Below are 26,464 nucleotides of genomic sequence, written 5' to 3'. Positions count from 1 at the left end.
TAATGCCTGTTTTCACCTGCAGAAATTATCATAACCGCTGGCCGGCCAGGCGGGAATGATGGATCTTCCTTTTTGATTTGACGGATCTTACTGTTTTGGTCCGGAAGCTGTTTTTAGAGCAAAAGGCTTTTGAAATCAGGGATTTCGTATGATAAGGTGATTCCTGAAAAACGGCAAAAGCTCTTATTCCATGATGTATAACAGGAGGAACTATGAAACTATGAAACCGAAGAAACCGAAATTCCGCTATTTGGACAAACCGGCTCTTGAGCCTGTACCAGGCTGTGACTGGGCGGATAAAATGGTGTTGAATCCGGCTATTATTCAAGACCCTGATTCTGATGAAATCCATATGCTATTCCGGGCCACCGGGCCATGGCGGCACAAAAGAAGAGAGGGCTGTCATGATCCCTATCCGATTTTTCTGGGTTATGCGAGCAGCAAGGATGCGGGAGAAACCTGGGAGGCTGACTTTACAAGACCCGCTCTGGCGCCTGCACTGGGGTATGAGGAGCACGAGCTGTATATCACGGATATTTACGGTAATGAAGTGCGGAATTATGCCAACGGCTGTGTGGAGGACCCGCGTATCTTTTATATCGAAGAGGAGTTATACGTCACGGTGGCCTGCCGGCCGTTTCCCCCTGGCCCTTATTGGCTCAGCAGCCAGCAGCCTCCGGTACAGACGCGGTTTGAATATGTTCCGGATTGGATCTTTGCCGGAGATGAGGCAGACCCGTTCATTCAATCGACCCGGGCTAATGACACAGTCAGTGTGCTCTACAAGCTGAATCTGGATAAGCTGAAGCAGGGTGAATATGAAAGCGCTTTTCAGTATGTAGGTCCGCTCACCGAGGGACATGTCAGCGATAACCGTGATGTGTTCTTATTTCCCCGGAAAATGAGGATTGCCGGTAAAATGCAATATCTTATGCTGCATCGGCCGATGAATGTCCTTCCCTTTGAAGGGGGAGAGAAGGCGGGTAAGCCCTCGATTTATCTGGCGGCAGCGGAAGCCATAGCGGATTTGGCCTCGCCCAAAGCGGTGCACAGCCTGCTGGCTTCCCCGGTCTTTGACTGGGAGGAAGATCGTGTGGGCGCAAGCTGGCCGCCGGTAGACCTGGGGAACGGAGAATGGCTGGTGCCTTATCACGCGAAGAAAAATGTCCAGTTCGGGTATACGCAATCCTTCATGATCCTCAGGGAGCAGGACAATGATGTCCCGGCTGTTATTCACCGCTGCTCCGACCGTTTGATGTATGCAGAGCGGGATTGGGAAATGCCGGAGGATTACCCGACACCCTGCCTGTTTACGACCGGAGGCATTGTCGTGGGCGATGATTTAATCATGTCTTATGGCGCGGCAGATCAGAAGGTGGGGATATCGTGGGTTAATTTTGCAGAGTTGCTGGCGTATATCCGGAACTACGATGAGAACGGGAACCTGACCGGATAAGGAAGCTTCAGCAGCTAAGAACCATAGATTTCTGTCCCTAGAGAGTGAGTCTGCCGCACTCCTTTTGCGGGGGAGGGGGCTTATAATGAGAACGAGCTCACAATACAAATGTTAATCAAAGGGGTAGAATGTATGCAGAAAAAATGGTTGGGTCTCAGCTTGAGCCTCATGCTGGCCGCCGGAATCGCCGGCTGCGGCGGGAACAACAACAAGGGTGCGGCAACTGAAGCACCTGATGCAGGCACGGCAGCTCCCGCGGCAACAGCCGCTGCTGGCGGCAACTCTGCCGCAAGCGAGCCTGTACAGCTTAAATACTGGACGGACGACCGTCATGACCAGGAATATATCAAAGAGCTGATCAACAAGTTCAATGAGACCAACGGCGAGAATATCCAGGTGGAGCTGACGGTGATGTCCGAGAACTACGCGCAGAGCGTCGATATTGCTTTTACCAGCAATCAGGCACCGGATCTGCTCCGCCTCAAGAGCGGCAATACAGCTGAATTTGTCAAAAAAGGATATCTGGCACCGATTGACGCTTATCTTACCGATGACATGAAAACCAAATTCGGCAGCATAATTATTGACAATGTCAACCGGATTGACGGCAAAGTCTACTCCTTAGCGAATACCGGCCTCACTCTGCGCCTGATCTATAACAAGGATCTGTTTACCAAAGCGGGCATCGCGAATCCGCCTGTATCGCTGCAGGAAATGGTCGATGATGCCAAGAAAATTACCGAGCAGGGCAAAGGAGAAGGTGTGTATGGCTTCGCGCTGAACTTCAAAAGTCCGAAGTCGGCTTTTGACCGTTCGATCCGGGAGATTCTCTCCTTGAGCGGCTATCAGGGACTCGGCTTTGACCTGAAGACAGGCCAGTTTGATTTCGCACCTTACTCCCAGACCATCGAGTACTTCAAGCAGATGTATGAAGACGGCAGCATTCTGCCAGGTGCAGAGACGCTGGACATCGACCCGCTGCGCGCCCAATTTGCGGCAGGAAAAATCGGGATGTATCTCTCCTTCTCGACAGAGCCGGGGGTGTATCAGGACCAGTTCCCGACTGAAATCAACTGGGCGGGTGCCCTGGCTCCGACACTGGATGGCCAGATTAAAGGAACCTCTGAAATCGTGTCCGCCGGTACCTGGCTCGGCATCAGTGCCAAATCAGCGCATCAGGAGGCTGCCTGGAAATTCATGCAATACATGTACGGTGACGATATTCTGAAGACGTATCATGAGAAGGGCTTCGGGATTGCCGTAGTGCCAACCATTGTAGAACAGGCCAAAAACCCGGAAATTAACGGCATGGAGGGGTTCCTGGTCGGCGAGCATGACTCTCTCTGGCCTGCAGTGCCAAGCGTTACTCCGGAGGGCTCTACCTATGCGGATGCTTTCTTCAAATATATCCTTGCAGGCGGAGATGCCAAGGCCATCACTGAAGATTTGAACACAAGATATAATACCGCCTTGACCAAAGCGTTAGAGAAGGGTGAGGTTACCGTTACGCCGGACCCTGCCTTTGATCCGCTGAAACCGCAGGGAGAATAACAGGTTAGGAAGGGGCTTGTACGGGATTGCCGGCGCAGCCCCTTTGCTTTCCCCGAAGGAGGACAACGCATGATTTACAAATGGAGAAGGCTTGGGGAGAACTCCCTGTTCCTTGCGCCGAGCATTATTCTGACGATTACCCTTGGCATCTATCCTTTATTCTGGATGCTGCGTTATATGTTCTATGATTATGCCGGGTACGGTGAGGCGCTGTTCGTAGGCCTGGACAATTTCCGCCGGCTGCTCCGGGACGGCCTGTTCTGGGAATCGGTCCGCAATACCTTCGTCTTTGCCGGAGGCAAGCTGCTGCTGACCCTGCCGCTGTCCCTGCTGCTGGCTGTCATTCTTAATGGCAAACTGCGCGGGGTGAGTCTGCTCCGGGGCATCTATTTCATGCCGACCGTGATCAGTACGGCGGTGATCTCCGTTGTTTTTTATAACATCTTCAATTCCTATAACGGGATGGTTAACACGGTTCTGATGAAGCTGCATCTGGTCTCACAGCCGATTGACTGGCTTGGTCCGAAGCATGCAATGCTGACGGTTATCATCGTGGCGGTCTGGGGTGCGGTCGGCAACTATATGCTGCTCTTCCTCGCCGGGCTGCAGAGCATTCCGCAGGATCTGTACGAGAGCGCGGCCATTGACGGGGCGAACGCCGGAAGACGCTTCTGGAATATTACGCTTCCGATGCTGGCTCCGGTTGCCCAGATGGTCATTATGCTGGCGATTATCGCTTCCCTGAAGGGCTATGAGAGCATCATGGTCATTACAGAAGGCGGACCGATCGGCAAAACCGAAGTGATGTACCTCTATCTGTATAAGCTGCTATTCCCTGTATCCACCGGTTCACCGGTAGCGCAGCAGTTGGGCTACGGCAGTGCCGTGGGCTTCGCATCCGCCGTGATTGTCGGCGCGGTTACCGGACTGTATTTCTACTTCAGCCGCAAAATGAACAAGGTGTATTAGGAGGTTTATTGATATGAACGAACATGTGATAGCCAAGCAGCCGACGGGACGGCCGCAGACGGCGCCCCGGCCATCCGGCTATGCCGGAAGAATAGCGGTCCGGACGCTTATGTGGCTGTTCCTGCTGGCAACAGCACTCCTGACCTTATTTCCGCTGCTGATGACACTGACCGGCTCGCTGAAAACCGGGGCGGAAATGATGACCGGCGGGAGCCTGCTTCCGGCGAAGCTGCAATTCGCCAACTATGCGGAAGCCTGGAAACAGGCTAATTTTGCCCGCTATACCTGGAACAGTGCTTTTATGAGTGTAATGGTTACAGTGGGGACGCTGCTGGTAGCCTCGATGGCCGCCTATGTGGTGGACCGGCGTAATTTCCCCGGTAAACGGATCTATGTGACGGTGCAGGCGTCCATGATGTTTATTTCGGTGGGTGCGATTGTGCTGCGCCCGCAGTTCGATCTGATGGTTGCCCTGCATCTGAATACCACGCTGTGGGGGGTTATTCTGATTCTGGTGAGCGCCCATTCCAGCACCTTTTTCATGCTGCAGGGCTTCTTCAAAGCGATCCCCCGGGAACTGGATGAAGCGGCTATGGTCGATGGCTCCGGCTTCATCCGTACCTTTTTCCGTATCATCCTGCCACTACTGACTCCAGGACTGGGTGTTGCCGGACTATTCGCCTTCCGCCATTCGTGGAACGAATACATCCTGCCGCTGGTATTCACCATGACCAATCCGAAGCTGCAGACGCTGACTGTCGGGCTGGCGAATCTCCGCTACGGCTCCTCGGCCGCGATGCAGATCCATCTGATGATGGCCGGGGCCTGCCTGTCCATTCTGCCGATGCTGCTGGCGTATATTCTGGCCAATAAGACCTTCATCCAGGTTACAGCCGGTTCGGTGAAAGGGTAGCTCTAATCTTGTATATGCAAAGGAGAATCTTCCATAATGAACGATCTGACGATAGGAACACTTACCTCAAGTCCGGTGATGGTCCGGCATCCGCTTAACCCCATTCTGAAGCCTGCGGATGTCCCGTACGGGCCGGCTATGGTATTCAACGCCGGGGTGACGAAATTCAAGGGCAGATATGTAATGGTATTCCGCAATGACTACGGGGATGAGAGCAAGGGGATCGTCGCTCCCCACCATACAACGAATCTGGGACTCGCCTTCAGCGATGACGGAGTAAGCTGGGAGGTGCAGCCGGAGCCGTGCTGGTCCTGGCATGATGCGGAAGTGGTCCGGGTGTATGATCCGCGCCTGACCGTGATTGGCGAACGCTGCTATCTGTGCTTCGCGGTCGATACGCTTCACGGCCTGCGCGGCGGGATCGCCGTGACGGACGATTTCCGCTCCTTCGAGGTGCTGAGCCTGTCGCTGCCGGATAACCGCAATATGGTGCTGTTCCCGGAGAAGATCGGCGGCAGATACGTTAGGCTGGAGCGTCCGCTGCCGGTGTATAGCCGGGGCGGACTGGACCGCTTCGATATGTGGATGAGTGATTCCCCGGACCTGAAGTATTGGGGGAATCACAAGCTGCTGCTGGCTGTAGAGCATGTGGCGTATGCCAATGACAAGGTGGGGCCCGGTGCCCCGCCGGTCAAGACGGACAAAGGCTGGCTGACCACATTCCATGCTGTCGATCTTGACCGCAGCCGGGGGAAGAACGGCTGGGAGGACAGCTGGAAGAAGCGCTATACCGCCGGGATTATGCTGCTTGACCTTGAAGATCCCAGCCGGATTATCGGCCGGGCGGCAGCGCCGCTGCTGGCACCGGAGGCGCGGTATGAGACCTCGGGCGGGTTCCGCAACGATGTGATTTTTCCCGGCGGGATGATTCTGGAGGATTCCGGGGAGGTCAAAATGTATTACGGTGCTGCGGATACGGTGGAATGCCTGGCGACTGCGCATGTAGATGACCTGCTCCGGCTATGTCTGGAGAAGGGGACTGAATAACTAAACCGGCTTTACAAGGAGGGCAATTATGAATCACGGAGATATGAATTACGGACATATAACGCTACAGGTGGCAGATGTGCCTGTCTCCCGCGAGGTGGATGTGCTGGTGATCGGCGGGGGAGCGGCAGGGATTGCCGCCTCCATCTCTGCTGCCGAAGGCGGTGCAAGCACCATGATCGTAGAGCAGCGGGGTTATCTGGGCGGCATGGGGACTGTAGCGCTTGTACCTGCCTTCTGTCCTTACACGGACAAGGTCAAGCCGATTATCCGCGGCCTCGGCCTGAAGCTGATGGAGCGGATGAAGCAGGCCTGCGGGCCCGGCTATCAGAAGGAATACAGCGGTCTGCTGGACTGGGTGCCGATTGATCCTGAAGTGCTTAAACGCGTCTATGACGATGCCATTCTTGAGAGCGGTGTGACTCCGCTGTTCCATACCTTTGTCTATGATGTTGTGCTGTCACCGGATGGACAGAGTGTCGAGGGCGTGATTATTGTCAACAAATCGGGGCGGTCCTTCATCCGCTGCCGGTATATTATCGACTGTACGGGTGACGGGGACATCGCTGCCCTGTCGGGCGTTCCTTTTCAGAAAGGCGGCGAGGAAGGGGAGCTTCAGCCGGGCAGCATGTGTTATCTGCTGGCGAATGTGGACCGCAGGGAGTTCAGCCGGTTCCTGGAAGAAACGGGGGATACGAGTCAGCTGCACCGGACGGTTGAGCTGGCTATGGCTGAAGGGGTGCTGCCGGAAGGCCGCAAGTCCATTTCCGGCCTGGCCTGGGTGAGTGATTATCTGGTGGGTGTCAACTTCGGCCATGTGTTTGGTGTAGACGGAACGAAGGCCGAGGAGCTTACGCGCGGAGCTATCGAAGGCCGCCGGACCGTGCTGCGGCAGCTGGAATTCTTCCGGAAGTATGTGCCGGGCTTCGGGGCGGCACATCTGGTGGCGAGCGGTGAGCAGCTTGGCATCCGGGAGACGCGGCGCATTCAGGGCGATTATAGGCTAACCGTGGACGACTTCATTGCGGCCCGATCCTTCCCGGATGATATCGCCCGCAATGCCTATTACATCGATATCCACCTGGCTACCAGCAAAAGTGATATGACCTTCAATCATCTGCCGCCGGGAGTCTCCCACGGCGTGCCCTACAGGGTCATGCTTCCTGTAGGCATCCGGAATCTGTGGGTGGCCGGGCGCTCCGTGTCCTCGGACCGGGCGGTTCAGGGCTCCCTGCGGGTGATGCCGAACTGCTTCTCGATGGGCCAGGCCTGCGGGACGGCAGCATCGCTGGCGCTCCGGGATGGCGCGGATTCCCGCAGCATCTCGATCCCTGAGCTGCAGCAGCGGTTGCTGGAGCAGGATGTGTGGCTGGGGGAGGATTTCGTTCCGGGCACCGGAGCGGCGGACAGCAGGGAAGCAAGGGAAGCGGGGGAAGGGCATTGAAGAGCCTTCCTCTGACAGATGAATGCTTTCACGGCGCAGTTTCACTGGAGCACCGGGAGGAGGTGATCAAGCCCTGGCGTATTCCTTACCGGGATTATGAGTTGTATCCGCCTGACGGGATTGATGGCAAGGCGGAAATCTGCTCCGGTATCCGGCTGCGGCTGGCCACCGGCTCCCGGACATTGGCCTTGTCGTTCAGTCCGCTTGCGGAGGCTGCCGCACTGGACTGTCTCAGCGGCAGCGTGCTGCTCCAGACGCTCCGGCTTGCTGCGGGTGACACGGAAGCCTTGTTCACCGGGCTTCCGCCGGGAATAAAGGAGCTGGAAATCTATCTACCGCAGAATACCGGCATTACGCTTAGCGGGCTGCAGATCGAAGATGAAGCTGCTGCTGAACCGCTGCCGGACAACCGGCCGCGGTGGGTGACGTATGGAAGCTCCATCACCCAGTGTGTGGCAGCGTCCAGCCCTTCGCGCACCTGGCCGGTAATTGCCGCCGGGGCATGCGGCTATCATCTTACCAATCTTGGCTTCTCCGGCAACTGCCTAATGGAGCCGATGGCGGGCCGGCTGATCCGCGATTTGCCGGCTGAACTGATTACCTTGTGCGTCGGAGTCAATATATACGGTGCAGCAGCCTCCAGTCCGCGGATGTTCAAGCCGCTGCTGATCGGCATGCTGGAGACCATCCGTGAGAAGCACAAGGAGACGCCGCTGGCGGTCATCTCTCCGATCTACGGGACGGAGGAGCGGGAGACGAAGGAGAACAAGCTCGGGTTCACCCTGCCGCTGATGCGCAGGGAGATTAAGGATACGGTGAAGCTGCTGCAGTCGCGTGGAGACCGCCATCTGCATTACCTGGACGGTCTGGAATGGTTCGGCCCGGAAGATGGGGACCTGCTGACGGATGGCCTGCATCCGGGAGCCGAAGGCTACGAGCTGCTGGGAAGCCGTTTCGGCGACAGGCTGGCGGCTGCGCTTCAGGGTGGGCGGCTGTAGCCCGGCGGTGGAGCGCCTGAGCGGATTCATTGGGCGAGTATAACAGCAGGTGAAAGACAACCATAAAAAGGCAGCAGCCTCCCGGTTAAGGGGGACTGCTGCCTTTCCTGTTGTATAGGGGATTCTGATATTTGTCAATTGTGGACAATAAGTCCCTTGGAATTAGGAGCAGATCCGTAATCCCATTGAATCCCCTGGTAAGCGGGCCAAAGGTGGCCAGTGAATGCGAAAAACCGAACACAATGTGCTTCTGGGAAGGTAACCGGGCCCAATGTATGCGAAAAGCCGAATACATTGAGCTACTGCGAAGGTAACCGGACCAAATGTATGCGAAAAACCGAACACAATGAGCTACTGTGAAGGTAAGCGGACCAAATGTATGCGAAAAACCGAACACAATGTGCTATCACGAAGGTAACCGGACCAAATGCTCCACAGCCCCCTAAAGAAGTTGGAGTCCTCCCCCACAAAAATGTAGACTGAATACAAGAGGAGGAGGAGCACAATGGGACACCTAACAGGAACAAGAGAGAAGGCAGCGCAAGAGGTGTTGTCTGGCATAAAGGCAGCGGTGGTTGCCCGGAAATATGGGGTGACCCCAGCGACGGTGAATCAGTGGGTGAGAGACTACCGAGGGGCCCATGGGGAACAAGATCATCCGTATCCCCAGGAGCAGGTGGAGGAACTGAAGCGCCTGCTGGAAGTGGAGCAGAAATACGAGAAGGCCGTCAAGATGCTCGGCGAAAAGGAGTTAGAGATTGAGATTCTCCGTGAACTGCTAAAAAAGCCAACCCCTGCTTATCCGAAAAAATCGAGGTAGCCGACATGTTCATTAAGCAGGGGAATACAGCGGCCTTAGTGCTGCGTCTCATAGGGCTAGCGGAGTCCACGTACTACGACCGTAAGAAACGCAGGTCACTGTCCCCAACAGCCGTTCAAGGGGGGCGTGGAAGGCCCCAGCCAGGCTACTCCTTGAACGAGTCTGGCGAGAAGATTAGCGACGAGGAAATCCAGGAATGGCTGCTGGAATTAATCGCTGGAGAAGAGCACGTGTACGGGTACAAACTGCTGGCCAAGTGCTTGTGGAACCAGCACCGGTTGAAGCTCAATCACAAGAAAAGCTACCGGCTGTGTCAGGCGCTGGATATCCTGCAGCCCCAGCGTCAGAAGCGCTTTAAGCATCCCCGGAAGCTGCCGGAGAACCGGTTCATTACCGGAGCGGGCCAACTCTGGCAGATGGACATTAAGTACGGTTACGTGGTGGGCCGTGACAGGCACTTCTTTGTCCTGAGCATTATCGATGTGTTTACCCGTGTCATCGTCGGCTACCACCGGGGATCGTCGTGTGAGGCGAAGCATGCCTGCCAGACGCTGGGACGCGCCATGGAGCAACACTGCGCCCCTGACAGCGCACGTCCGGTGATTCGCACCGACAACGGACCACAGTTCGTCAGCCACCTGTTTGGCGACATGTGTGAAAGCTGGGAAATGACCCATGAACGCATTCCGCCTCGAACGCCGGATTTAAATGCTTTTATTGAATCGTTCCACAGCAATATCGATCGGGATTTGTTCCGCAAAGAGGCCTTCGACACGTTCGAAGAGGCCTATGAAGCCGTGGACCGGTACATGGACTTTTACAATAACCGCAGAATGCATACGAGTCTTCGCAACATGCCGCCAGCTACCTTTGCGGAGTGGGTGCTGACCCTAGAAGACCGCTCCGGCTTCTTCTGGCCGAGAGAAAAAGCGAAATAAAGAGCAAGGCTACGACAAGTACCGATTTTATACGGAGGACTCCGGGATAAGGGGGTCGCACCGAATGTATGCAAAAAACCGAACACATTGAGCTACTGTGAAGGTAACCGGACCAAATGTATGCGAAAAACCGAACACAAGCTCCACAGCCCCCTAAAGAAGTTGGAGCTATCACGAAGGTAACTGGACCAAATGTATAGGAAAAATCGAATAGATTTTGTTCCTTGTTAAGGCAATGGTGCTCAGTCCGCTTAGCTGGTAAATCTGCCTGATCTGTCCGAATAACGGAATCTCAGTCCGCTTCGCAGGCGGGCAGGCTGGTTTAATGACCTGCCATCGCTCGACAAGTTTCAGTTGAGAGAATGAATAATCGGTAAGCTCCAGCTGATTCGACTCTCATGGAGATTTGGTTCTCCGGCGGGCTGAGTAAGATGATACAAGTATAAAAGTATAATTTGGCAAAGCCTGTAACCACTATTGTTACGTCATCCGATACTATCATGCCCGAAGTGCTCAGCCACCGGCCCGGGCTGGCTGCCCTGGACTACTCGCTTAATGACCGGAGCACCGGACTGGCGGCGGCGCGGGACGCATGGAGGGATATGATTGAGCAAGGCGCTCGTGCAGAACATTAAGGGGATTCTCTTGACGCCGGGCCGGGACCGGTCGTATGGTACAAGGGACGGAAGCTGGCAGGCTCTGGTGCAGCATGCGGAGCAGCTCCGGGAGATGGCCGGAGAGTAGGGCACCGGGTTATCGCACCGGGTTATCCGATACCTTCCGCAGCTTCGAAGCCTATGTGAATCATCCGAACAGGCAGGGACATGAGCGGATTGCCGGAGAATTGCTGAAATGGCTGATCTGATTCCGGTTTTCTGACCAGTACTGAAGAAGGGGGAACTATGCATACATTCATAGCCTATTGCGGGCAAGTCTGGCGGCAGCTCGCAGGCAGGTATTACCGGATATCGATCAAGCAGAGGATTCTGTTTTCTTTTATTGTTTTGATAACGCTGTCAATTAGCGCGATGGGCAGCTTCTCGTATTGGACCGCCGCGCAGGAGATTGAGGATAATGCTTATGCCAGCAGCCAGGAGACGGTAAGCAAAACCACACAGCTGCTCGATTCCCGGCTGAACGATGTAGCGTTGTCCGTGCAGTCCCTGATGCTGAGCGATGCCTACCGGAAAATGATGATTGATGTATTCAGCCATGATGTGTCGAATTACTATGTGCATCTGTCGGATCTGCAATATGTGCTCTCCCAGGCAACGTTCAATCAGCCGATTATCGAGAACGTGCTGATCGTTACACCGATCGGCGACTTCTACTCCACCACGCAGATCCGCGCACAGGATAACTCGTTCTACGGCTCGGAATTATATGATCTCAGCAAGGAGCAGCCGGGCGGCTACTGGGCCAAAGGGCATTTTGACCGGCTGTTCACGGGCAACCAGCGGGTCATCTCATTCGTGGTCCGGGGAATCTATGAATATCCATACACACCGATCAGCAATGTGTATATCGTGGTCAACATCAAGGAGAGCCGGATTGACGGCCTGCTGAATCAGGGCGGGGAGCCGCTTGGCCGGAATTATTACCTGCTGAGCGGCGAAGGGGATGCGGTGGTAGAATCCCGTTGGCCGTTCGGCGGCAAGTTCCCCTGGAAGCCGTTGCTGGCGGCAAATGGGGAAGATGCTGATCCGCAGGACCACTCCTACCGCTATGACGGCAAGGAGTATCTGGTGAATTATAAAAGATCGGCAGTCTCACCGGACTGGATCATCTCCGGCATGCAGTCGCGGGACCTGCTGCTGGGCAAGCTGCAGCGGGTGCAGCGTACAACGCTGTATGTAATCGCCGTCTTTCTGCTGACCACCTGGCTGATCTCCAATCAGCTGACTTCAGCCCTGCTGAAGCCGCTGTTCAAACTTCGGCGGCTGATGCGCAGAGTGGAGGAGAACCAGCTCAGCGTAGTGTATGAGAGCAGGTACGAGGATGAGATCGCGCAGGTAGGCTTCCAGTTCAACCGGATGATGTCGGAGATCAAGGCGCTGATCGTGGATGTGAAATCCAAGGAGGAGGACAAGCGGCAGGCGGAGATCCGTGCGCTTACGGCGCAGATGGAGCCGCACTTTCTGTACAATACGCTGAATACGATCTACTGCAAATCGGTCATGGGCGAGAACGACGATGTGAATGAGATGATTCTGGCGCTGTCCCAGATGTTCCAGATCGGCCTCAGCGGAGGCAAGGATCTGATTTCGCTGGAGGATGAGCTGTCCCATGTCCGGCAGTATTTCGCGATTCAGCAGAAATGCTATGAAGATCTGTTTGAATATACCGTGAGCGTGGAGGATGAGCAGCTTCTGGCCTGCCAGATTCCGAAGATCGTGCTGCAGCCGGTTGTGGAGAACAGCATCCAGCACGGCTTCAGCGACCGGTCCGGGGGAGGAAGAATTGACATTACGGTGGGCAGGGAGCAGGGCATGCTGCATATTTCCCTTGCGGACAATGGACGGGGGCTGGATGCTGCGAGCGTGAAGCAGGGCATGAACACTGCACCCTTGTCCAAAAAGGGCTATGCCCTGTTCAACATCAGGCACCGGCTGGCGCTGTATTACGGGGCTGACGCCCGCATGGAAATAGACGGAGCACCGGGCAAGGGGTCACGGACGGATCTGTGGATTCCGCTAGGGGAGGAGAGATAAAGATGGAACAGGAGCTGGAGCGGGGGCAGGAGCCGGAGAGGTTCAAGCTGTGTATTATCGACGATATCAGAAGTGTAGTGGAGATGATCTCCCGTAAGCCGGGCTGGCAGGAGCATGGTATTGAGGTCTCCGGCACCGCGCTGGACGGAGAGGAGGGGTTGCGGATGATCCGCGAGACCCGGCCTGACATTGTGCTGACCGATATCCGCATGCCGAGAATGGACGGGCTGCAGATGACCCGGGCGATACTGGATTTTCTGCCGGACTGCAAGATTATTATTCTTAGTGCCTATTCCGAGTTCACCTATGCCCAGGAAGCGATCCGGCTGGGTGCACTTGATTTCGTGAAGAAGCCTTTTTCTCTGGATGAGATTGTGAATGTGGTGCTGAAGGCGAAGGAGCTGTGCCGGCAGGAGCGGCAGAAGACAGCCAGACTTGCGGTAATGGAATCCAAAATCAAAGAAAGCATGCCCATACTGCGCCAGGAATATCTGACCTTCCTGCTGCATCATCAGACGACGGAGGCAGATGCCCGGTCCAGATGGGCGTATCTGGACATCCCCCTTGCGCAGCATGATTTCTTCGTGTTTGTCGCCGAGATTGATCATTTTGCGGAGAAGCTTATGGGCCAGCCTGTGCAGGAGATCGAGCTGCTGCGGTTCAGCCTGCATAATATTCTCGAGGAGACGATTTCCGCCTGGACCCGCGGGGTGATTATCCGTGAGGCCACAGACCGCTATGTCTGCATTATCAACGGCTCGGACCCGGACACCGCTGCGCGGATCACGGAGGCCTGCTGCATGAACGTAAGCCAATTCTCACGCAATACGCTTTCGGTCGGCATGGGGCTGGGCGTATCTTCGATTCATGAACTGGCAACAGCGTACGGGCAGGCGCTCAGCGCGCTGGGGTATCATTTCTATACCGGCGGCAACGGTGTATACAACTACGGCGATATCGAGAATAAACCGCTCGCACTTCACAGCTATTCCGCAGCCGCCGAGCAGGAGCTGCTGTTTGCCCTGCGTTCCGGGAATAGCGGCAAAAGCCTGCAGGTGCTGGATCAGCTGTTCACAGAGCTGCTGGACAATGAGCTGCTGCCCGAGCCGCGTTATGTTGAAAGCGTGGGCTATGAGCTGAGCTTCCGGATCTGCCGCGTTATGCTGGAGCAGTTCCCGTATGAGCAGGTAGAGCCGCTGGAACGGAGCATTGAAGTTATGAGGAACCGCATGCATCCGTCCTTGCAGGATATCCGAGGCTTGCTTGATCACCTGTGCCGGGCGGCTTGCTCCCTGGTGGAAGAAGCGCGATCTGTAGAATCCACGCGGATTATTCAACAGGCCAAGGCATATATCCGGGAGCATTTGGATACCAGTCTGTCGCTGGAGCAGGTTGCGAAGCAGATCAGCCTCAGCCAGGGCTATTTTTCCAACCTGTTCAAGAAGGTGCAAGGGGTTTCGTTCCAGCAGTATGTGATGCATGAGAAGATGGAGAAGGCTAAGGCGATGCTGATTGACGGCCTGCAGGTGCAGGAGATTGCCCTCGATCTTGGTTATGAGCACAGGCGTTACTTCAGTGAGGTGTTCAAGAAGTACACGGGCATGACCCCGTCGGAGTTTAAACTGCATTACCTGGGAAAAGAATAAACAGGAACAAGGGAGGGATTTCCGCCATAACGGAGATTCGCTCCCTTTTGTGTACAGGGCAGCTTCAGCCACTTCAGCAATTCCCGCAAAAACCTGCCCTCAATGTGGGCTTACCCGCCTTATGTGTAAGCGTTACCCCATCTATAATCAGGTTGTAAGTTAAATTCAGCAGCGATAAATAAGGGGGCACTACCAATGATGAAGCGTATGCTTATGACATCTTTAAGCCTGGTTATGGCACTTGGCCTGGCAGCCTGCGGCAACGGCAACAATGCAGCAGAAGGCACAGGAGATGCTGGAACAGGCGGTTCAGGTTCAGGGGAAAAGACTAAAATCAGCTACTGGACGGGCGACCGCCATGATGCCGATTTTGTGAAGGAGAAGGTTGCCGAGTTCAACGAAACCAACACTGACGGAATTGAGGTGGAACTGGTCGTTAAGGGCGACGACTTCGACACGGCGCTGGATCTGTCCTTCCAGACCTCGGATGCGCCGGATGTGATCCGGGTGAAGGAGAATACCATCCAGACGTTCTACAAAAAAGGCTTCCTCGCTCCTATTGATGAATTCCTCACCGATGAGCTGAAGGCGAAGTTCCCGGCTATGCCGGATCTGAACGAATTCGACGGTAAACGTTACAGTCTGCCGAACTACGGAACGACGATGCGTCTGGTGTACAACAAGGACCTGTTCGCCAAAGCAGGCATTGAGCATCCTCCAACTACACTTCAGGAGCTGGTGGATACAGCCAAGAAGCTGACGGAAGCGGGCAAGGCGGACGGGGCTTACGGCTTTGCACAGAATTTCAAGAGTCCCGGCAGTGCGTTCGGGCGTTCGGCGCGGGTGATTGCGGAGTTGAGCGGCTTCGGCGGCTTCGGGTATGACTTCAAGACAGCACGGTACGACTTCAGCGGCTTCGAGCCTATTATCAACGCGTTCAAGCAGATTAAGGATGACGGCAGCATGCTTCCGGGCGTAGAATCCCTGGATATCGATCCGCTGCGGGCACAGTTTGCAGAAGGCAAGATCGGGATGTATCTGTCCTACTCCTCTGAGCCGGGCGTCTACAAGAATCAGTTCCCGGCCAAAATTGACTGGGCAGCAGCACCGGCTCCTACGATCGACGGCAATGTGAAGGGCGCTTCCGGCTTCCTCGGCGGCCAATGGCTGGGTCTAAGCTCCAAATCGGAGAATAAGGAAGCGGCATGGAAGTTCATGCAGTTCATGTATGAAGATCAGGTGCTGACGGATTATCAGGAAAAAGGCTTCGGTATCTCCATGGTTCCATCGGTTAGCTCGGTAGCCAAAACGCCAGATGTAAGCGGTATTGAAGGGTTCCTGCCGAACAAGTATGACGGGGTATGGCCGGTCTATCCGGCGGTTGCTCCCGAGGGCATGAAATCGGATGACGCCTTTTTCAAGTACATGCTCAACGGCGGCGACCTGCAAGCAATCATCGCTGACCTCAACAAACGTTACAATGCTGCGCTGGACAGCGCAATTAAGAATGATGGTGTAAAAGCTGAGCCCGATGCCAGCTTCGATCCGGCCAGCCTGGGCGGCAAGTTCGCCAAATAATCAGCGGTTTAGCATACAGATACAGGTCAGGGCAGCGGGGATGGGGGAAGAAGCCTTCTCCATCCCCGCTGCCCTGACCGCAAGGGAAAGGAGCCGGGAGAGACCCTATGAATAAAACAAAAAATGCCTTATTCTCATACAGCTTTATCTTTCCAAGTGCCTTTCTGACACTTGTGCTCGGAATCTACCCGATTGCCTGGGCGTTCCGCTACATGTTCTATGACTATAAAGGTTATGGAACCGCACGGTTTACCGGGCTGGACAACTTCAGCCGCATCCTGAAGGATACCCAGTTCTGGGATTCGGTTGTGAATACGTTCATCTACGCAGGAGGCAAGCTGCTGATCACCATTCCGCTGGCTCTGCTGCTGGCCGCCATCCTGAACCGCGGGCTGCGGGGCAGACAGCTGCTGCGGGGGATTTTTTTCATGCCGACCGTCATCAGTACAGCTGTTATGGCCGTAGTCTTCTTCACCATATTCAACTCCTATAACGGAATTCTGAATCAGTTCCTGATCAAGTTCAATCTGTCGGACACCGGCGTTGACTGGCTGGGGCCGAAGTATGCGATGCTAACCGTCATTCTCGTTGCAGCGTGGGGGGCGGTCGGGAATTATATGCTGCTCTTCCTCGCCGGTCTGCAGAATATTCCTGAGGATGTGTATGAGGCCTCTTCCCTGGACGGGGCAGGCAGAATCCAGCAATTCCGCTATGTAACGCTGCCGATGCTGGGTCCGGTCATGCAGATGGTTATTATGCTGGCAATTATTACAGCCTTGAAGGGCTACGAGAGTATTATGGTCCTGACCGAAGGCGGTCCGGTAGGCAAGACTGAGGTGATGTTCCTGTACTTATACAAATTATTCTTCCCTGTCGGCGGAGGCAGTGCGGCGGTTCAGGTGCAGGAGTTCGGATATGGCAGTGCGGTCGCCTTCGTGTCCGCGCTAATCGTAGGGATGATTTCACTCATTTATTTCTATGCATCCAGACGAATGAATCAGACCGATTGAGGAGAGACGTGAGATGAGAATAAGAACCATACTGGGCAACACTGTGCTCTGGATATTTTTGCTGGCTTTTGCTTTTATAACCCTGATTCCGGTCGTGATTACGCTACTGGGCTCCTTCAAGACGAATGCCGAGCTGACCACCGGAGCGACCTTCCTGCCAAGCAGCTGGCATGTCTCCAACTATTCCGAAGCCTGGGAACAGGCGAACTTCTCCAGGTACACCCTGAACAGCCTGATCATCTCCCTGTCGGCGGTGGCCGGCACACTGCTGGTCTCATCCATGGCTGCTTATGTGGTGGACCGGATGGACTTTTTCGGCAAAAAAATATATATCGGCCTGCAGTCCTTCACCATGTTCGTTGCCGTGGGGGCGGTAGTGCTGCGTCCGCAATTCGATCTGATGGTCAAGCTTCATCTGCACAGCAGCCTCTGGGGGGTCATTCTGATCCTGATCTCCGCGCATGCTTCCATCTTCTTCATTCTGCTCAGCTTCATGAAGGGGATTCCCAGAGAGCTGGATGAAGCCGCGCTGATTGACGGCAGCTCCCTGGGCCGTACCTTTTGGAGAATTATTCTCCCGCTGCTGGGGCCGGGACTCGGCGTAGGCGCCTTATTCACCTTCCGGGGCGCGTGGAATGAATATCTGCTGCCGCTGGTGTTCACCATGACCAAGCCGGAGCTGCAGACGCTGACTGTCGGCCTGGCGAACCTGAAATACGGGATATCTGCGGCTTCCCAGACCCACTACATGATGGCAGGCGCCTGCTTATCCATCCTGCCGATTCTCATTGCCTATCTGTTTGCCAACAAGTCCTTTATGCAGATGACGGCGGGTTCCCTCAAAGGGTAGATCCCTGCTGATGCTGCATGAGCTTAACTATATTCAAGGAGGTATACCCCATGACTTTACAGGTTCCTGCTATTCTGCAATCCGCCCCGTTCATTCAGCGCTATCCGGGTAATCCGGTGCTGGATGCATCCAAGGTCCCTTACCCTACCGCACTGGTATTCAATGCTGGTGTAACGAAATTTAACGGCAAATATGTGATGATCTTCCGCAACGATTACGGCTCGCTGGACAAACAGACGATTGAGCCGCATCACACGACCGATCTTGGCATTGCTTACAGTGATGACGGATTGACCTGGACAGCCGGCCCGAAGCCGGTATTCAAAATGCATGACGAAGAGATTATCCGCGCCTACGACCCGCGCCTTACGGTGATCGGCGGACGCTGCTATATGTGCTTTGCCGTCGATACGAAGCATGGCATCCGCGGCGGGATAGCCGTTACCGATGATCTGGAGCATTTCGAGGTGCTCAGCCTATCCACACCGGATTTGCGCAATATGGTGCTGTTCCCCGAGAAAATCGGCGGCCATTATGTCCGGCTGGAGCGTCCCTTCACCGTATACAGCCGCGGGGGGCAGGACCGCTTCGATGCCTGGATCTCCGAGTCACCGGATCTAAGGTATTGGGGGAATTCCAGCCTGCTGCTCGCTGTCGAGCAGGTGCCGTTCGCCAATGACAAGGTTGGTCCCGCTGCACCTCCGGTCAGAACGGACAAGGGCTGGCTGACCACCTTCCATGCGGTGGATATTGACCCGGCGAGAGGCAAACACGGCTGGGAGCCTACCTGGAAGAAACGTTATACGGCAGGCATCATGCTGCTGGATCTGGAAGATCCGCGTAAAATTATTGGGATGGCCAGGCAGCCGCTGCTGGCGCCGGAGACGGATTATGAGATTGACGGGGGCTTCCGCAATCATGTTATTTTTCCGGGCGGGATGATTCTTGAGGATAACGGTGAGGTCAAAATCTACTACGGCTCTGCGGATACGATTGAATGCCTGGCTACGGCTCATGTGGACGATCTGATCAGCTACTGCCTGAAGGGCTAAGGACGGGCGATGAGCAAGCTATGGGAGAAGCTGCCCAGACCTCCGGCAGAATACCGGTCTGCGCCGCTCTGGTCCTGGAATGATAAGCTGGAGCCGGCTGAGCTGGAGCGGCAGATCGAAGAGATGCATGCAGCCGGGATCGGCGGGTTCTTCATGCACGCCCGCGGGGGACTACAGACCCCGTACATGGGCGAAGCCTGGATGGAGGCGATCCGCCTCTCGATTGTGAAGAGCCGGGAGCTGGGCATGAACGCCTGGTTCTACGACGAGAACGGCTGGCCCAGCGGCTTCGCGGACGGTGAGGTTCCGGCCAAAGGCATTGCCTATCAGCAGAAGATGCTGGCCTGGGAGAAGCCGCCGTTCCGTTATCCGGTGGAAAGGGCAATTGCCTGCTATTCGCTAGAAGCAGCTTCGGGCGAATATCGTCTGCTGCCGCCGGAAGATCGCGGTACTGCGGATCTCGCCATGTATTATGAGGTGAATCCGTATTATACCGATACACTAAGCAAGCTGGCGGTAGGTGAGTTCATTACAGCCGCCTACGAACGGTACTGGGAGGCATTCGGCCAGTTCGAGGCGGAAGGCGCTGCCCTGCCGGGCATATTCACGGATGAGCCGCAATTCGCCAGAGGCAGGCTGCCGTGGTCCTTCGAGCTGGAAGAGGCATTCGCCTCGCAGAGCGGATATGCCGTGCAGGAGATTCTGCCCGCGCTGTTCTTCCCCCAGAGCAGCTCAAACAAAGCCCGTTATGATTACTGGAGCACGGTGACTGCCATGTTCACCGAAGCCTATGCTAAGCAGATCGGCGATTTCTGCGCCGCTAAGGGCTGGGCGGCCACGGGTCATGTGGTCGACGAGCAGGAGCTGATGCATCAGGTTACTTCCGTCGGCGATCCGATGGCCTTCTACGAATATTTGCAGATTCCCGGCTGTGACTGGCTGGGCCGGTTCGTCGGGGAGGAGCCGCTGGTTCCGAAGCAGGTCAGCTCGGCGGCCCGCCAGACCGGGAAGAAGCGGACGATTACCGAGAGCTTCGGCTGCTCCGGCTGGAATGTCAGCTTTCAGGATCTGAAGCGGATCGGGGAGTGGCAGTTCGTCCACGGTATCAATTTTCTCTGCCAGCATCTGCAGGGCTATTCGCTCCGGGGGCTGCGCAAGCGTGATTATCCGCCCTCCCTGTTCTATCAGCAGCCGTGGTGGAAGGATTACCGGGGCTTCAATGATTATTTCGCCCGGCTGGCGATGATTCTGGCGGAAGGAACGGGCCGCGCGGAGGTGCTGCTGCTTCACCCGGTAAGGTCCGCGTGGCTGGCCCAATGCGGAGAGAACACTTCGGCGATTGTGCCTTATCATGAGGCTTTTGCACGGCTGACCCGCTGGCTCTGCCAGGAACTTATCGAACATGATTACGGCAGTGAGAGCATAATTGCCCGCCATGGCCGCGTAAGTGAAGGACGGTTTATCGTCGGGGAGGCGGCGTACCGCACTGTAATTATTCCGCCGAGCCTGACGCTGGACCGGGTAACGGTAGCGCTGCTGGAGGAGTTCGTTGAGCAGGGTGGTCATCTGGTTGCCTGTGGATCTGCTCCGGCACTCGTGAGCGGAGAGGACAGCATGCAACTGGAATGGCTGCTGCAGCATGCGGTCCAGCCGGAATGGAATTCGGAAGCACTGTGCAGCGCGGTAACAGCGGTCTCGGCACCCTTCGTGCAGATTACCGGTGAGGCAGGCAGGAAGCTTGCATCCGATACGCTGAATGTACGGTCGGTAAATCTGGAAGATTCGGTGGTCTATTATATAGTCAATTCCGGGACAGAAGGCTGCGGCAATGTGAACATCGAGCTGCGCCAGCGGGGCCGGGTATCCCTGATCGACCCGGAAACCGGGAGCATCACTGAACTGGATAGCGAGGCTTCTGCACAAGGTATGCGGGTTGCCTTGCCGCTCTATGCTGCGCATTCCCTGCTGCTGAAGGTGGAGGAGTACGGTGATGCGGATGAGGCCAGGGAGACAGCGGAGAGTATGGGAGCGGCAGAAAGCCGGGAGGTAGCGGAGAATAGAGAAGCAGCTGTAGTACTGGAGCTTGGCCCGGAATGGATAGTTGCTGCCGCTGACCTGAACAGTCTGACGCTGGATACCGCCCGTATGCGGCTGGATGGCGGTGAGTGGTCCGCTCAGCAGCCGGTTATCTTCATTCAGGAGCAGCTGCTGGCGTATGGCCGGGCAGCTGCCGTTGAGCTGCAGTTCCGCTTCCAGGCGGATTCCAGTCTGCTGGAGGTGCAGGAGCTGTATCTGGCTCTGGAGCAGCCTGAAGATATGGAACTGATGCTGAACGGACAGCCGCTCTCTTCGGCGGATTGCGGCTGGTGGCGGGATATCTCCTTCCGCACCCTGCCCATCGCCGGAAAGGTGGTTGCTGGAGAGAATATTCTGCAATTGAGTACCCGGTTCAGTCCCAGCGGTGAGCTGCTTGCCAAGCTTGAGAAGGCGAAGCAGTTTGAAGCGGAGGGCAATAATCTGACAATTGATCAGGAGTTTGAGAGTATATATATCGTTGGCGCTTTTGGCGTAGAATCTGCTGCGCCGTATACGTATGGAGAGCGGCGTGCCGTGTTCACGGAAGGACCTTTCAAGCTGACACGACTGCCCGAATCCGTAACAACCGGTGATCTGGTCCAGCAGGGCTTCCCGTTCTTTGCCGGCATCCTCACGCTTGAGCAGAACGTTCGTATTAATGAAGGCACAGCACTTCCGGCAAGCTGGTCCTTCTACTCGCCTCCGGACACCATTGTGTCCCGGCTGTTCATCAACGGTACAGAGGTGCGGAGATTCCTGTGGGAGCCGTATACCGCTGGTATTTCGGGGCTGCTGCATGCAGGAGAGAACCGGATACGGCTGGAACTGACCGGCAGCTGCCGCAATCTGCTCGGACCGCATCATCATATCAAAGGTGAGGTCTACAAGGTAGGTCCGGACAGCTTCAAGGATAAGCCCGGCTGGACCGACAAAGACCTGGAGCCTGACACGCATGTCTATCAGGACCGGTATGGCTTTGTCCGCTTCGGATTATCTTCGGCACCTGTGCTCCGGGGCTAAGGGCAGCAGGCAACAAAATCAACAAAGCGAAACACCTCTGGACTCCCTGTTAAGCGGAATCCTGAGGTGTTTTTGTTAAGAAGATAAGATCTAGCTCCAATAGATTAGATTTGCTGTGTGCTACTAAAGTTCCATACCTTAATAGCTGAGCGGACTGAGAGGACGCTATATCTCCAAAAAACCTCTATATGAGGCTGAAGCGGACTGAGAATCGCTTATCTTGCAGATTCGGGCCACGAAAGAGGTGAATTCGCTCACTTAACGGAATCTGAGTCCGCTTAGCCGGCAAATCTGCCTGATCTGCCCGAATAACGGAATCTCAGTCCGCGTCACCGGCGGGCAGGCCGACTGGTTTGTTGAGCCCGCAAGCACTCTGCGAACATCGGCATTCCACAGGGCGCCAGCACTCACTGAGAATAATCGTACCCGATAAGCCCCACCCCGAAATTACCCTGATGCACCGTTAGGAGTGATTGTCGTGTGCAAGAGTAATGAGCGGCGTGCTAGAGTATAATCGGTGTGTTAGAGTGATAATCGATGCGTAAGTGTGATTACCGATGTCAAAAGAAAATAAAGTATTAGACTGACAATGCTTGATTAAGCTCACGGGCAGGAATGAAATTGTTGAAAGGCTATTGATAGAATAGAAAGGTGGGAGATTTTTTATAGAAACAAAACGTCTTTTAATTAGAGAAATGGTGCAGTCCGATTATGATGCATTGTGCGGAATATTGTGTGATGAGGAAGTAATGTGTGCTGCTTATGAAAGTGCATTCAACTTAGAAGAAGCACAAAATTGGCTTAACAGACATCTTAAAAGATATGAAGAATATGGTTTTGGACTTTGGGCAGTTGTATTAAAAAAAACAAACGAAATGATTGGTCAATGTGGCTTGACAATGCAAGGCTGGAGAGAAAAAGAAATTTTGGAAATAGGATTTTTGTTTCAAAAAGCGTATTGGCACAAAGGTTACGCAACAGAAGCGGCCATTGCTTGCAAGGAATACGCTTTCTCAGTTCTTAATGCAAATAGGGTTTATTCTATTATTAGGGACACAAACATAGCCTCTCAAAAAGTTGCTGTTCGAAATGGTATGAATATTATTGATAAAGATACTAAGAATTTTAGGAATATAGATATGGAATTTCTTCTGTATTCTGTAGAGCGAACCAAATAAGCATTATACACAGTGAAAACAATTGATAATGTAATATGCCTTTAAATGCTATTATGAAAGTTTTACTACTCATGGCAAAGCATCCGTTCAACTAACGGGAAGTGTTAGTTGAACGACAACAGCGGCAGTCTAAGACTTTATTTTCACCTGTTCCCCTAGTTCGTCAGCTCTTGCAGCACCATGGCGCATGCGCCCGTTGCCACGGAGCGTTCACCGAGTCTGCTGCGGGTAAAGCGGACGTTATACTGCTCGCGGTAATAGGTCCGCTCAAGGGCGATCCGGGTTGCCTCCTGATAGAAATCCTCTGCCGCGAGGAATAGCGGGCCGCCGAGGATGACTTCCTCGGGGTGGAGGATATTAATCAGATTTGCCAGCCCGATGCCGCAGTAGACGGCCATCTCATGAAATAACCGGACAACCACAGGGTCGCGGGCATGAAGTGCTTCTATTAAATGAGCGAACTCCAGCTGCTCCGCACTCTCTGCCCAGCCTCGGAGCAACTCGCTGCTGCCCAGCCGCCACGCTTCGCGCGCCTGTCTCTCCAGGGTGTGGATGGACACATAGCTCTCCCACGCACCGGCGTTGCCGCCGGGAATATGCGGCGGCAACCCGGAGCCTTCAATGATCATCTGCCCGACAGCTCCCTCGGTATCGATCATGCCATAGAGCAGCCGGCCATCATTCATGATGGCGGAGCGCAGGCCGATTCCAGCATGGAGGTAGAGCAGATGATGCTGCATCCGGTTGCTGCTGGCCCAGTATTCGCCGAGCAGGGCCGTGTTGGCTCCATTATCCAGATATACCGGCACACCCAGCCGCTGCTCCAGCTCCTCCTTAATAGGTACCTGCGACCAGCCCGGGGCTGCGAACCGTGCCGGATTCAGAATCACTCCGGCTTTGCGGTCCAGCGGACCGACGGCACCGATGCCAAGTCCGGCGACCCGGCTAAAGTCAAGGGAGGCTGAGGCCAGAAGACGCCGCGCCTCTTCATGAAGGGATTCCATCAGGTGCTCCGGGGTAAGGGCGGTATCCATATTCCAAGTATATTCGCCGAGCAGCTGCAGATGAAAGTCCATCAATACGAGCTTAGCGTGGGTCCGGGAGATCTCCAGCCCCAGCAGATAGGCATAGGCCGGGTTGGTCTCATAGAGGATAGGACGGCGGCCCCCGGTAGATTCGCCGAAGCCGACTTCCATCAGCAGCTTCATAGACAGCAATTCGTCCAGTATTCGTGTTAACGTGCTTATGGTCAGTCCGCTTTCGTCCAGCAGAGTATGTTTGGAGACGGTACCGTGTTTTCTTATGGTGAAATAGATTTCTCTGGCTTTGGGATTGGCGATAACTTCATGAATAAGCAGCAAAGACGGTTCTCTCCTTATGAATGTACTAGACCTGTGAATAGACTACACTTACTTCAACAATGACACAAAAGGTAGGGTGCCCGCAACTAGCCCAAGATGAGAAGAAGGTGAGGATATAAGGGTGGTGTTCCTGCTTGGTGGCGGGGACGGTTCAGCCGCAGTAGCGGGCAGTGGCGGCTAACGCTGTCTTGCAGGCGGGACCGGGGCTAGAGCAGAGCCTTGAAGGAATGGCGGATCACATCGCCGCGGCTGATGATGCCGACCAGCACACGGTTACGCTCAACGGGGACCTTTTTGATCTGCTTTTTGCCAAGTATGGTGGCGATCTGTTCAATGTCCTCTTCGTAGTGCACCGTGACCACTTTCTTCTTGGCGATGGCCATAACGTTCAGACTCAGCAGCTTGCGCGTCCGTTCTTCGAACTCATCATTATCCCCGACGAATACATTGATCTGGAAAAAAGAATCCACAATCAGATCCTCATGCCTGCCGATATAGCGCATAATATCTCCGTCGCTCAAATAAGCGACAATCTCGTTCCGGTCATTGACTACAGGCATGCCACTGATCCGGTGGGTGATGCATTTCTCGATAAAAGTCCGTACAGTGTCTTCCTGCTTGACCTTGTAGACCTGTCGGATCATGAACTCATGGGCTTTCATATAGGTTCCCCCTGAAAAGTATGTATGCAAAAATAAGTTGCATAATGAAAGTATATACTTGTATTATACAAGTGGAAAGAATGATGTCAATGAAGAAGAAGATGATGAAGAAGAGGATGGGACTGCATGGAGAAACGTTCAATAGAGACGATAGAGCTGGAAATGGCGGTTCTTGTCCGCCGGCTGACTTCGCTTACCACGTACAAAAAAATCGGCAATCTCGACCGGGCGGCCTACCTGCTGTTGCATCAGATTGCTTTTAATAACGGAACTGCCGGAGTGAAGGCTCTCTCTGATGAATTCCAGCTGGATATCTCCACCGTCAGCAGGCAGGCAGCTGCACTGGAGAACAAGGGATATATCATCCGTGTACCAGACCCTGTGGATGGACGGGCCTATACCCTGCAGATTACGGAGCTGGGCGGAGAAATTCTGGATGAGAACCGGCAGATGCGGCAGGAAATTATGGGCAAGCTGCTGGTAAACTGGTCGGATGAAGAGGGAGATTCCTTCGGCGAGCTGCTGCGGAAATTCAATGCGGCTTTTCTGGAAGAGGATTAATCAGGGCAGTGCTGTTTCCTTAGTGGAGGGTTTGGGCTAATTTGGGCTATACTTAAGTTAATAAAGCTTATGGGGTGTACCGATGAACGAAGATAAATATGAACATATTGATGATTTAATAGAAGCCTTTCAGCAGTTTGCCCGGATGAATTGGCGCAAGACGACGCTCTGGGGACTGAAGCCGAGTGAAATCCGTGTGCTGGTCTCGATCAAGAAGGGCATGGAGCAGGAAGGCAGCAAGGGGCGGACGGTTTCCGATATCAGCAAGCTCCTCAAAGTGACTTCTCCCACGGTCACGCAGATGGTGAACAGCCTGATTGCCCAAGGATACGCTGTCCGCACGCCAGATAGCCAGGACCGCAGAATCAGCGACATTACTTTAACGGACAAGGGAGCGCATCTTGCCGATATGGCGGTGGCGAAATCCCGGGAGACCTTCCAGGGGATGATTGACCATCTCGGCAAAGAACGAAGCGAGACCTTAAGCGAGCTGCTGAACGGGGTGTACGAATATTTCGAGCAGCTGAACAGCCAGCAGAATGATTTCTGAACAGTAATGTTGAGCATTGTATACACAAAGAGATGTCCCACAGCTGCAGCTGCGGGACATCTCTTTGTTTTTT

At 54.6% G+C, this 26,464-nt stretch carries 23 protein-coding genes; 21 read left to right on the top strand and 2 right to left on the bottom strand.

The window, feature by feature from the left end:
• The first annotated feature begins 220 nt into the window (after positions 1-220).
• The 19 genes from MKZ24_RS29445 (at position 221) to MKZ24_RS29355 (ending at position 23,257) form a co-directional block, all read left to right on the top strand.
• Positions 221-1,456, top strand: coding sequence for a glycoside hydrolase family 130 protein (locus MKZ24_RS29445; protein WP_340789341.1), 1,236 nt, complete (start codon positions 221-223; stop codon positions 1,454-1,456).
• 132 nt (positions 1,457-1,588) lie between these two features.
• The gene (locus MKZ24_RS29440) at positions 1,589-3,007 is read left to right on the top strand and encodes an ABC transporter substrate-binding protein (RefSeq protein ID WP_340789339.1); all 1,419 of its coding nucleotides are present in this window, start codon (positions 1,589-1,591) and stop codon (positions 3,005-3,007) included.
• Positions 3,008-3,076: 69 nt separating this feature from the next.
• Positions 3,077-3,976 (top strand): carbohydrate ABC transporter permease, encoded by a 900-nt coding sequence (locus MKZ24_RS29435; protein WP_340789337.1) that lies wholly within the window; start codon positions 3,077-3,079, stop codon positions 3,974-3,976.
• 13 nt (positions 3,977-3,989) lie between these two features.
• Entirely contained in the window at positions 3,990-4,889 is a 900-nt protein-coding gene (locus tag MKZ24_RS29430) for a carbohydrate ABC transporter permease (RefSeq protein ID WP_340789335.1), read from the top strand.
• A 36-nt stretch (positions 4,890-4,925) separates the two neighbouring features.
• Entirely contained in the window at positions 4,926-5,936 is a 1,011-nt protein-coding gene (locus tag MKZ24_RS29425) for a glycoside hydrolase family 130 protein (protein ID WP_340789334.1), read from the top strand.
• A 28-nt stretch (positions 5,937-5,964) separates the two neighbouring features.
• On the top strand, positions 5,965-7,380 hold the full coding sequence (locus MKZ24_RS29420) for an FAD-dependent oxidoreductase (RefSeq protein ID WP_340789332.1): 1,416 nt from the start codon (positions 5,965-5,967) through the stop codon (positions 7,378-7,380).
• Positions 7,377-8,378: an SGNH/GDSL hydrolase family protein gene (locus MKZ24_RS29415; RefSeq protein WP_042233899.1), complete on the top strand. Its 1,002-nt coding sequence runs from the start codon at positions 7,377-7,379 to the stop codon at positions 8,376-8,378. The genes MKZ24_RS29420 and MKZ24_RS29415 overlap by 4 nt, the downstream gene beginning before the upstream one ends.
• A 505-nt stretch (positions 8,379-8,883) precedes the next feature.
• Entirely contained in the window at positions 8,884-9,198 is a 315-nt protein-coding gene (locus MKZ24_RS29410) for a helix-turn-helix domain-containing protein (protein WP_052416735.1), read from the top strand.
• Positions 9,199-9,203: 5 nt separating this feature from the next.
• Positions 9,204-10,136, top strand: a complete 933-nt coding sequence (locus tag MKZ24_RS29405) for an IS3 family transposase (RefSeq protein ID WP_340789329.1) — start codon at positions 9,204-9,206, stop codon at positions 10,134-10,136.
• A gap of 606 nt (positions 10,137-10,742) precedes the next feature.
• The gene (locus MKZ24_RS29400) at positions 10,743-10,880 is read left to right on the top strand and encodes a hypothetical protein (protein WP_156123013.1); all 138 of its coding nucleotides are present in this window, start codon (positions 10,743-10,745) and stop codon (positions 10,878-10,880) included.
• Complete coding sequence (locus MKZ24_RS29395) at positions 10,846-11,001, top strand: hypothetical protein (RefSeq protein ID WP_156123015.1); 156 nt, start codon at positions 10,846-10,848, stop codon at positions 10,999-11,001. Before MKZ24_RS29400 ends, MKZ24_RS29395 begins: the two co-directional genes overlap by 35 nt.
• Positions 11,002-11,038: 37 nt before the next feature.
• Positions 11,039-12,847, top strand: coding sequence for a cache domain-containing sensor histidine kinase (locus tag MKZ24_RS29390; protein WP_042233901.1), 1,809 nt, complete (start codon positions 11,039-11,041; stop codon positions 12,845-12,847).
• A 2-nt stretch (positions 12,848-12,849) separates the two neighbouring features.
• A complete protein-coding gene (locus tag MKZ24_RS29385) occupies positions 12,850-14,493 on the top strand; it encodes a response regulator (RefSeq protein ID WP_042233903.1) in 1,644 nt (547 codons plus the stop codon).
• Between the two features lie 195 nt (positions 14,494-14,688).
• On the top strand, positions 14,689-16,071 hold the full coding sequence (locus MKZ24_RS29380) for an ABC transporter substrate-binding protein (RefSeq protein ID WP_042233905.1): 1,383 nt from the start codon (positions 14,689-14,691) through the stop codon (positions 16,069-16,071).
• A 107-nt stretch (positions 16,072-16,178) separates the two neighbouring features.
• Entirely contained in the window at positions 16,179-17,081 is a 903-nt protein-coding gene (locus MKZ24_RS29375) for a carbohydrate ABC transporter permease (protein ID WP_042233907.1), read from the top strand.
• A gap of 13 nt (positions 17,082-17,094) precedes the next feature.
• Positions 17,095-17,931 (top strand): carbohydrate ABC transporter permease, encoded by an 837-nt coding sequence (locus MKZ24_RS29370; RefSeq protein ID WP_052416103.1) that lies wholly within the window; start codon positions 17,095-17,097, stop codon positions 17,929-17,931.
• Between the two features lie 50 nt (positions 17,932-17,981).
• The gene (locus MKZ24_RS29365; RefSeq protein ID WP_042233911.1) at positions 17,982-18,983 is read left to right on the top strand and encodes a glycoside hydrolase family 130 protein; all 1,002 of its coding nucleotides are present in this window, start codon (positions 17,982-17,984) and stop codon (positions 18,981-18,983) included.
• Positions 18,984-18,992: 9 nt separating this feature from the next.
• Complete coding sequence (locus MKZ24_RS29360) at positions 18,993-22,079, top strand: glycosyl hydrolase (protein WP_340789325.1); 3,087 nt, start codon at positions 18,993-18,995, stop codon at positions 22,077-22,079.
• A 665-nt stretch (positions 22,080-22,744) separates the two neighbouring features.
• A complete protein-coding gene (locus MKZ24_RS29355) occupies positions 22,745-23,257 on the top strand; it encodes a GNAT family N-acetyltransferase (RefSeq protein ID WP_340790236.1) in 513 nt (170 codons plus the stop codon).
• Between the two features lie 155 nt (positions 23,258-23,412).
• Here the strand turns inward: MKZ24_RS29355 and MKZ24_RS29350 are convergent, their stop codons facing one another.
• Together MKZ24_RS29350 and MKZ24_RS29345 are read right to left on the bottom strand one after the other, a co-directional pair.
• Positions 23,413-24,618: an ROK family protein gene (locus MKZ24_RS29350; protein WP_042233915.1), complete on the bottom strand. Its 1,206-nt coding sequence runs from the start codon at positions 24,616-24,618 to the stop codon at positions 23,413-23,415.
• Between the two features lie 206 nt (positions 24,619-24,824).
• Positions 24,825-25,280: a CBS domain-containing protein gene (locus tag MKZ24_RS29345; RefSeq protein WP_042233917.1), complete on the bottom strand. Its 456-nt coding sequence runs from the start codon at positions 25,278-25,280 to the stop codon at positions 24,825-24,827.
• A gap of 126 nt (positions 25,281-25,406) precedes the next feature.
• On the opposite strand from MKZ24_RS29345, the gene MKZ24_RS29340 reads away from it, so the two are divergent.
• A complete protein-coding gene (locus tag MKZ24_RS29340) occupies positions 25,407-25,841 on the top strand; it encodes a MarR family winged helix-turn-helix transcriptional regulator (protein WP_042233920.1) in 435 nt (144 codons plus the stop codon).
• An 82-nt stretch (positions 25,842-25,923) separates the two neighbouring features.
• Positions 25,924-26,391 (top strand): MarR family winged helix-turn-helix transcriptional regulator, encoded by a 468-nt coding sequence (locus tag MKZ24_RS29335; protein WP_042233921.1) that lies wholly within the window; start codon positions 25,924-25,926, stop codon positions 26,389-26,391.
• Positions 26,392-26,464 lie beyond the last annotated feature (73 nt).

This window comes from Paenibacillus sp. FSL R7-0297 (assembly GCF_038009025.1).
GTDB lineage: Bacteria > Bacillota > Bacilli > Paenibacillales > Paenibacillaceae > Paenibacillus_AQ.
The sequence above is the reverse complement of the archived record's forward strand: the minus strand, read 5'-3'. Positions and strand labels throughout refer to the sequence as shown.

Coding starts and splice junctions, on each gene's coding strand:
- MKZ24_RS29395 (WP_156123015.1), top strand. CDS start 10,846: ATGCGGAGCAGCTCCGGGAGATGGCCGGAGAGTAGGGCACCGGGTTAT.
- MKZ24_RS29375 (WP_042233907.1), top strand. CDS start 16,179: ATGAATAAAACAAAAAATGCCTTATTCTCATACAGCTTTATCTTTCCA.
- MKZ24_RS29345 (WP_042233917.1), bottom strand. CDS start 25,280: ATGAAAGCCCATGAGTTCATGATCCGACAGGTCTACAAGGTCAAGCAG.
- MKZ24_RS29405 (WP_340789329.1), top strand. CDS start 9,204: ATGTTCATTAAGCAGGGGAATACAGCGGCCTTAGTGCTGCGTCTCATA.
- MKZ24_RS29365 (WP_042233911.1), top strand. CDS start 17,982: ATGACTTTACAGGTTCCTGCTATTCTGCAATCCGCCCCGTTCATTCAG.
- MKZ24_RS29425 (WP_340789334.1), top strand. CDS start 4,926: ATGAACGATCTGACGATAGGAACACTTACCTCAAGTCCGGTGATGGTC.
- MKZ24_RS29380 (WP_042233905.1), top strand. CDS start 14,689: ATGATGAAGCGTATGCTTATGACATCTTTAAGCCTGGTTATGGCACTT.
- MKZ24_RS29420 (WP_340789332.1), top strand. CDS start 5,965: ATGAATCACGGAGATATGAATTACGGACATATAACGCTACAGGTGGCA.
- MKZ24_RS29370 (WP_052416103.1), top strand. CDS start 17,095: ATGAGAATAAGAACCATACTGGGCAACACTGTGCTCTGGATATTTTTG.
- MKZ24_RS29445 (WP_340789341.1), top strand. CDS start 221: ATGAAACCGAAGAAACCGAAATTCCGCTATTTGGACAAACCGGCTCTT.
- MKZ24_RS29385 (WP_042233903.1), top strand. CDS start 12,850: ATGGAACAGGAGCTGGAGCGGGGGCAGGAGCCGGAGAGGTTCAAGCTG.
- MKZ24_RS29335 (WP_042233921.1), top strand. CDS start 25,924: ATGAACGAAGATAAATATGAACATATTGATGATTTAATAGAAGCCTTT.
- MKZ24_RS29440 (WP_340789339.1), top strand. CDS start 1,589: ATGCAGAAAAAATGGTTGGGTCTCAGCTTGAGCCTCATGCTGGCCGCC.
- MKZ24_RS29360 (WP_340789325.1), top strand. CDS start 18,993: ATGAGCAAGCTATGGGAGAAGCTGCCCAGACCTCCGGCAGAATACCGG.
- MKZ24_RS29435 (WP_340789337.1), top strand. CDS start 3,077: ATGATTTACAAATGGAGAAGGCTTGGGGAGAACTCCCTGTTCCTTGCG.
- MKZ24_RS29390 (WP_042233901.1), top strand. CDS start 11,039: ATGCATACATTCATAGCCTATTGCGGGCAAGTCTGGCGGCAGCTCGCA.
- MKZ24_RS29410 (WP_052416735.1), top strand. CDS start 8,884: ATGGGACACCTAACAGGAACAAGAGAGAAGGCAGCGCAAGAGGTGTTG.
- MKZ24_RS29430 (WP_340789335.1), top strand. CDS start 3,990: ATGAACGAACATGTGATAGCCAAGCAGCCGACGGGACGGCCGCAGACG.
- MKZ24_RS29340 (WP_042233920.1), top strand. CDS start 25,407: ATGGAGAAACGTTCAATAGAGACGATAGAGCTGGAAATGGCGGTTCTT.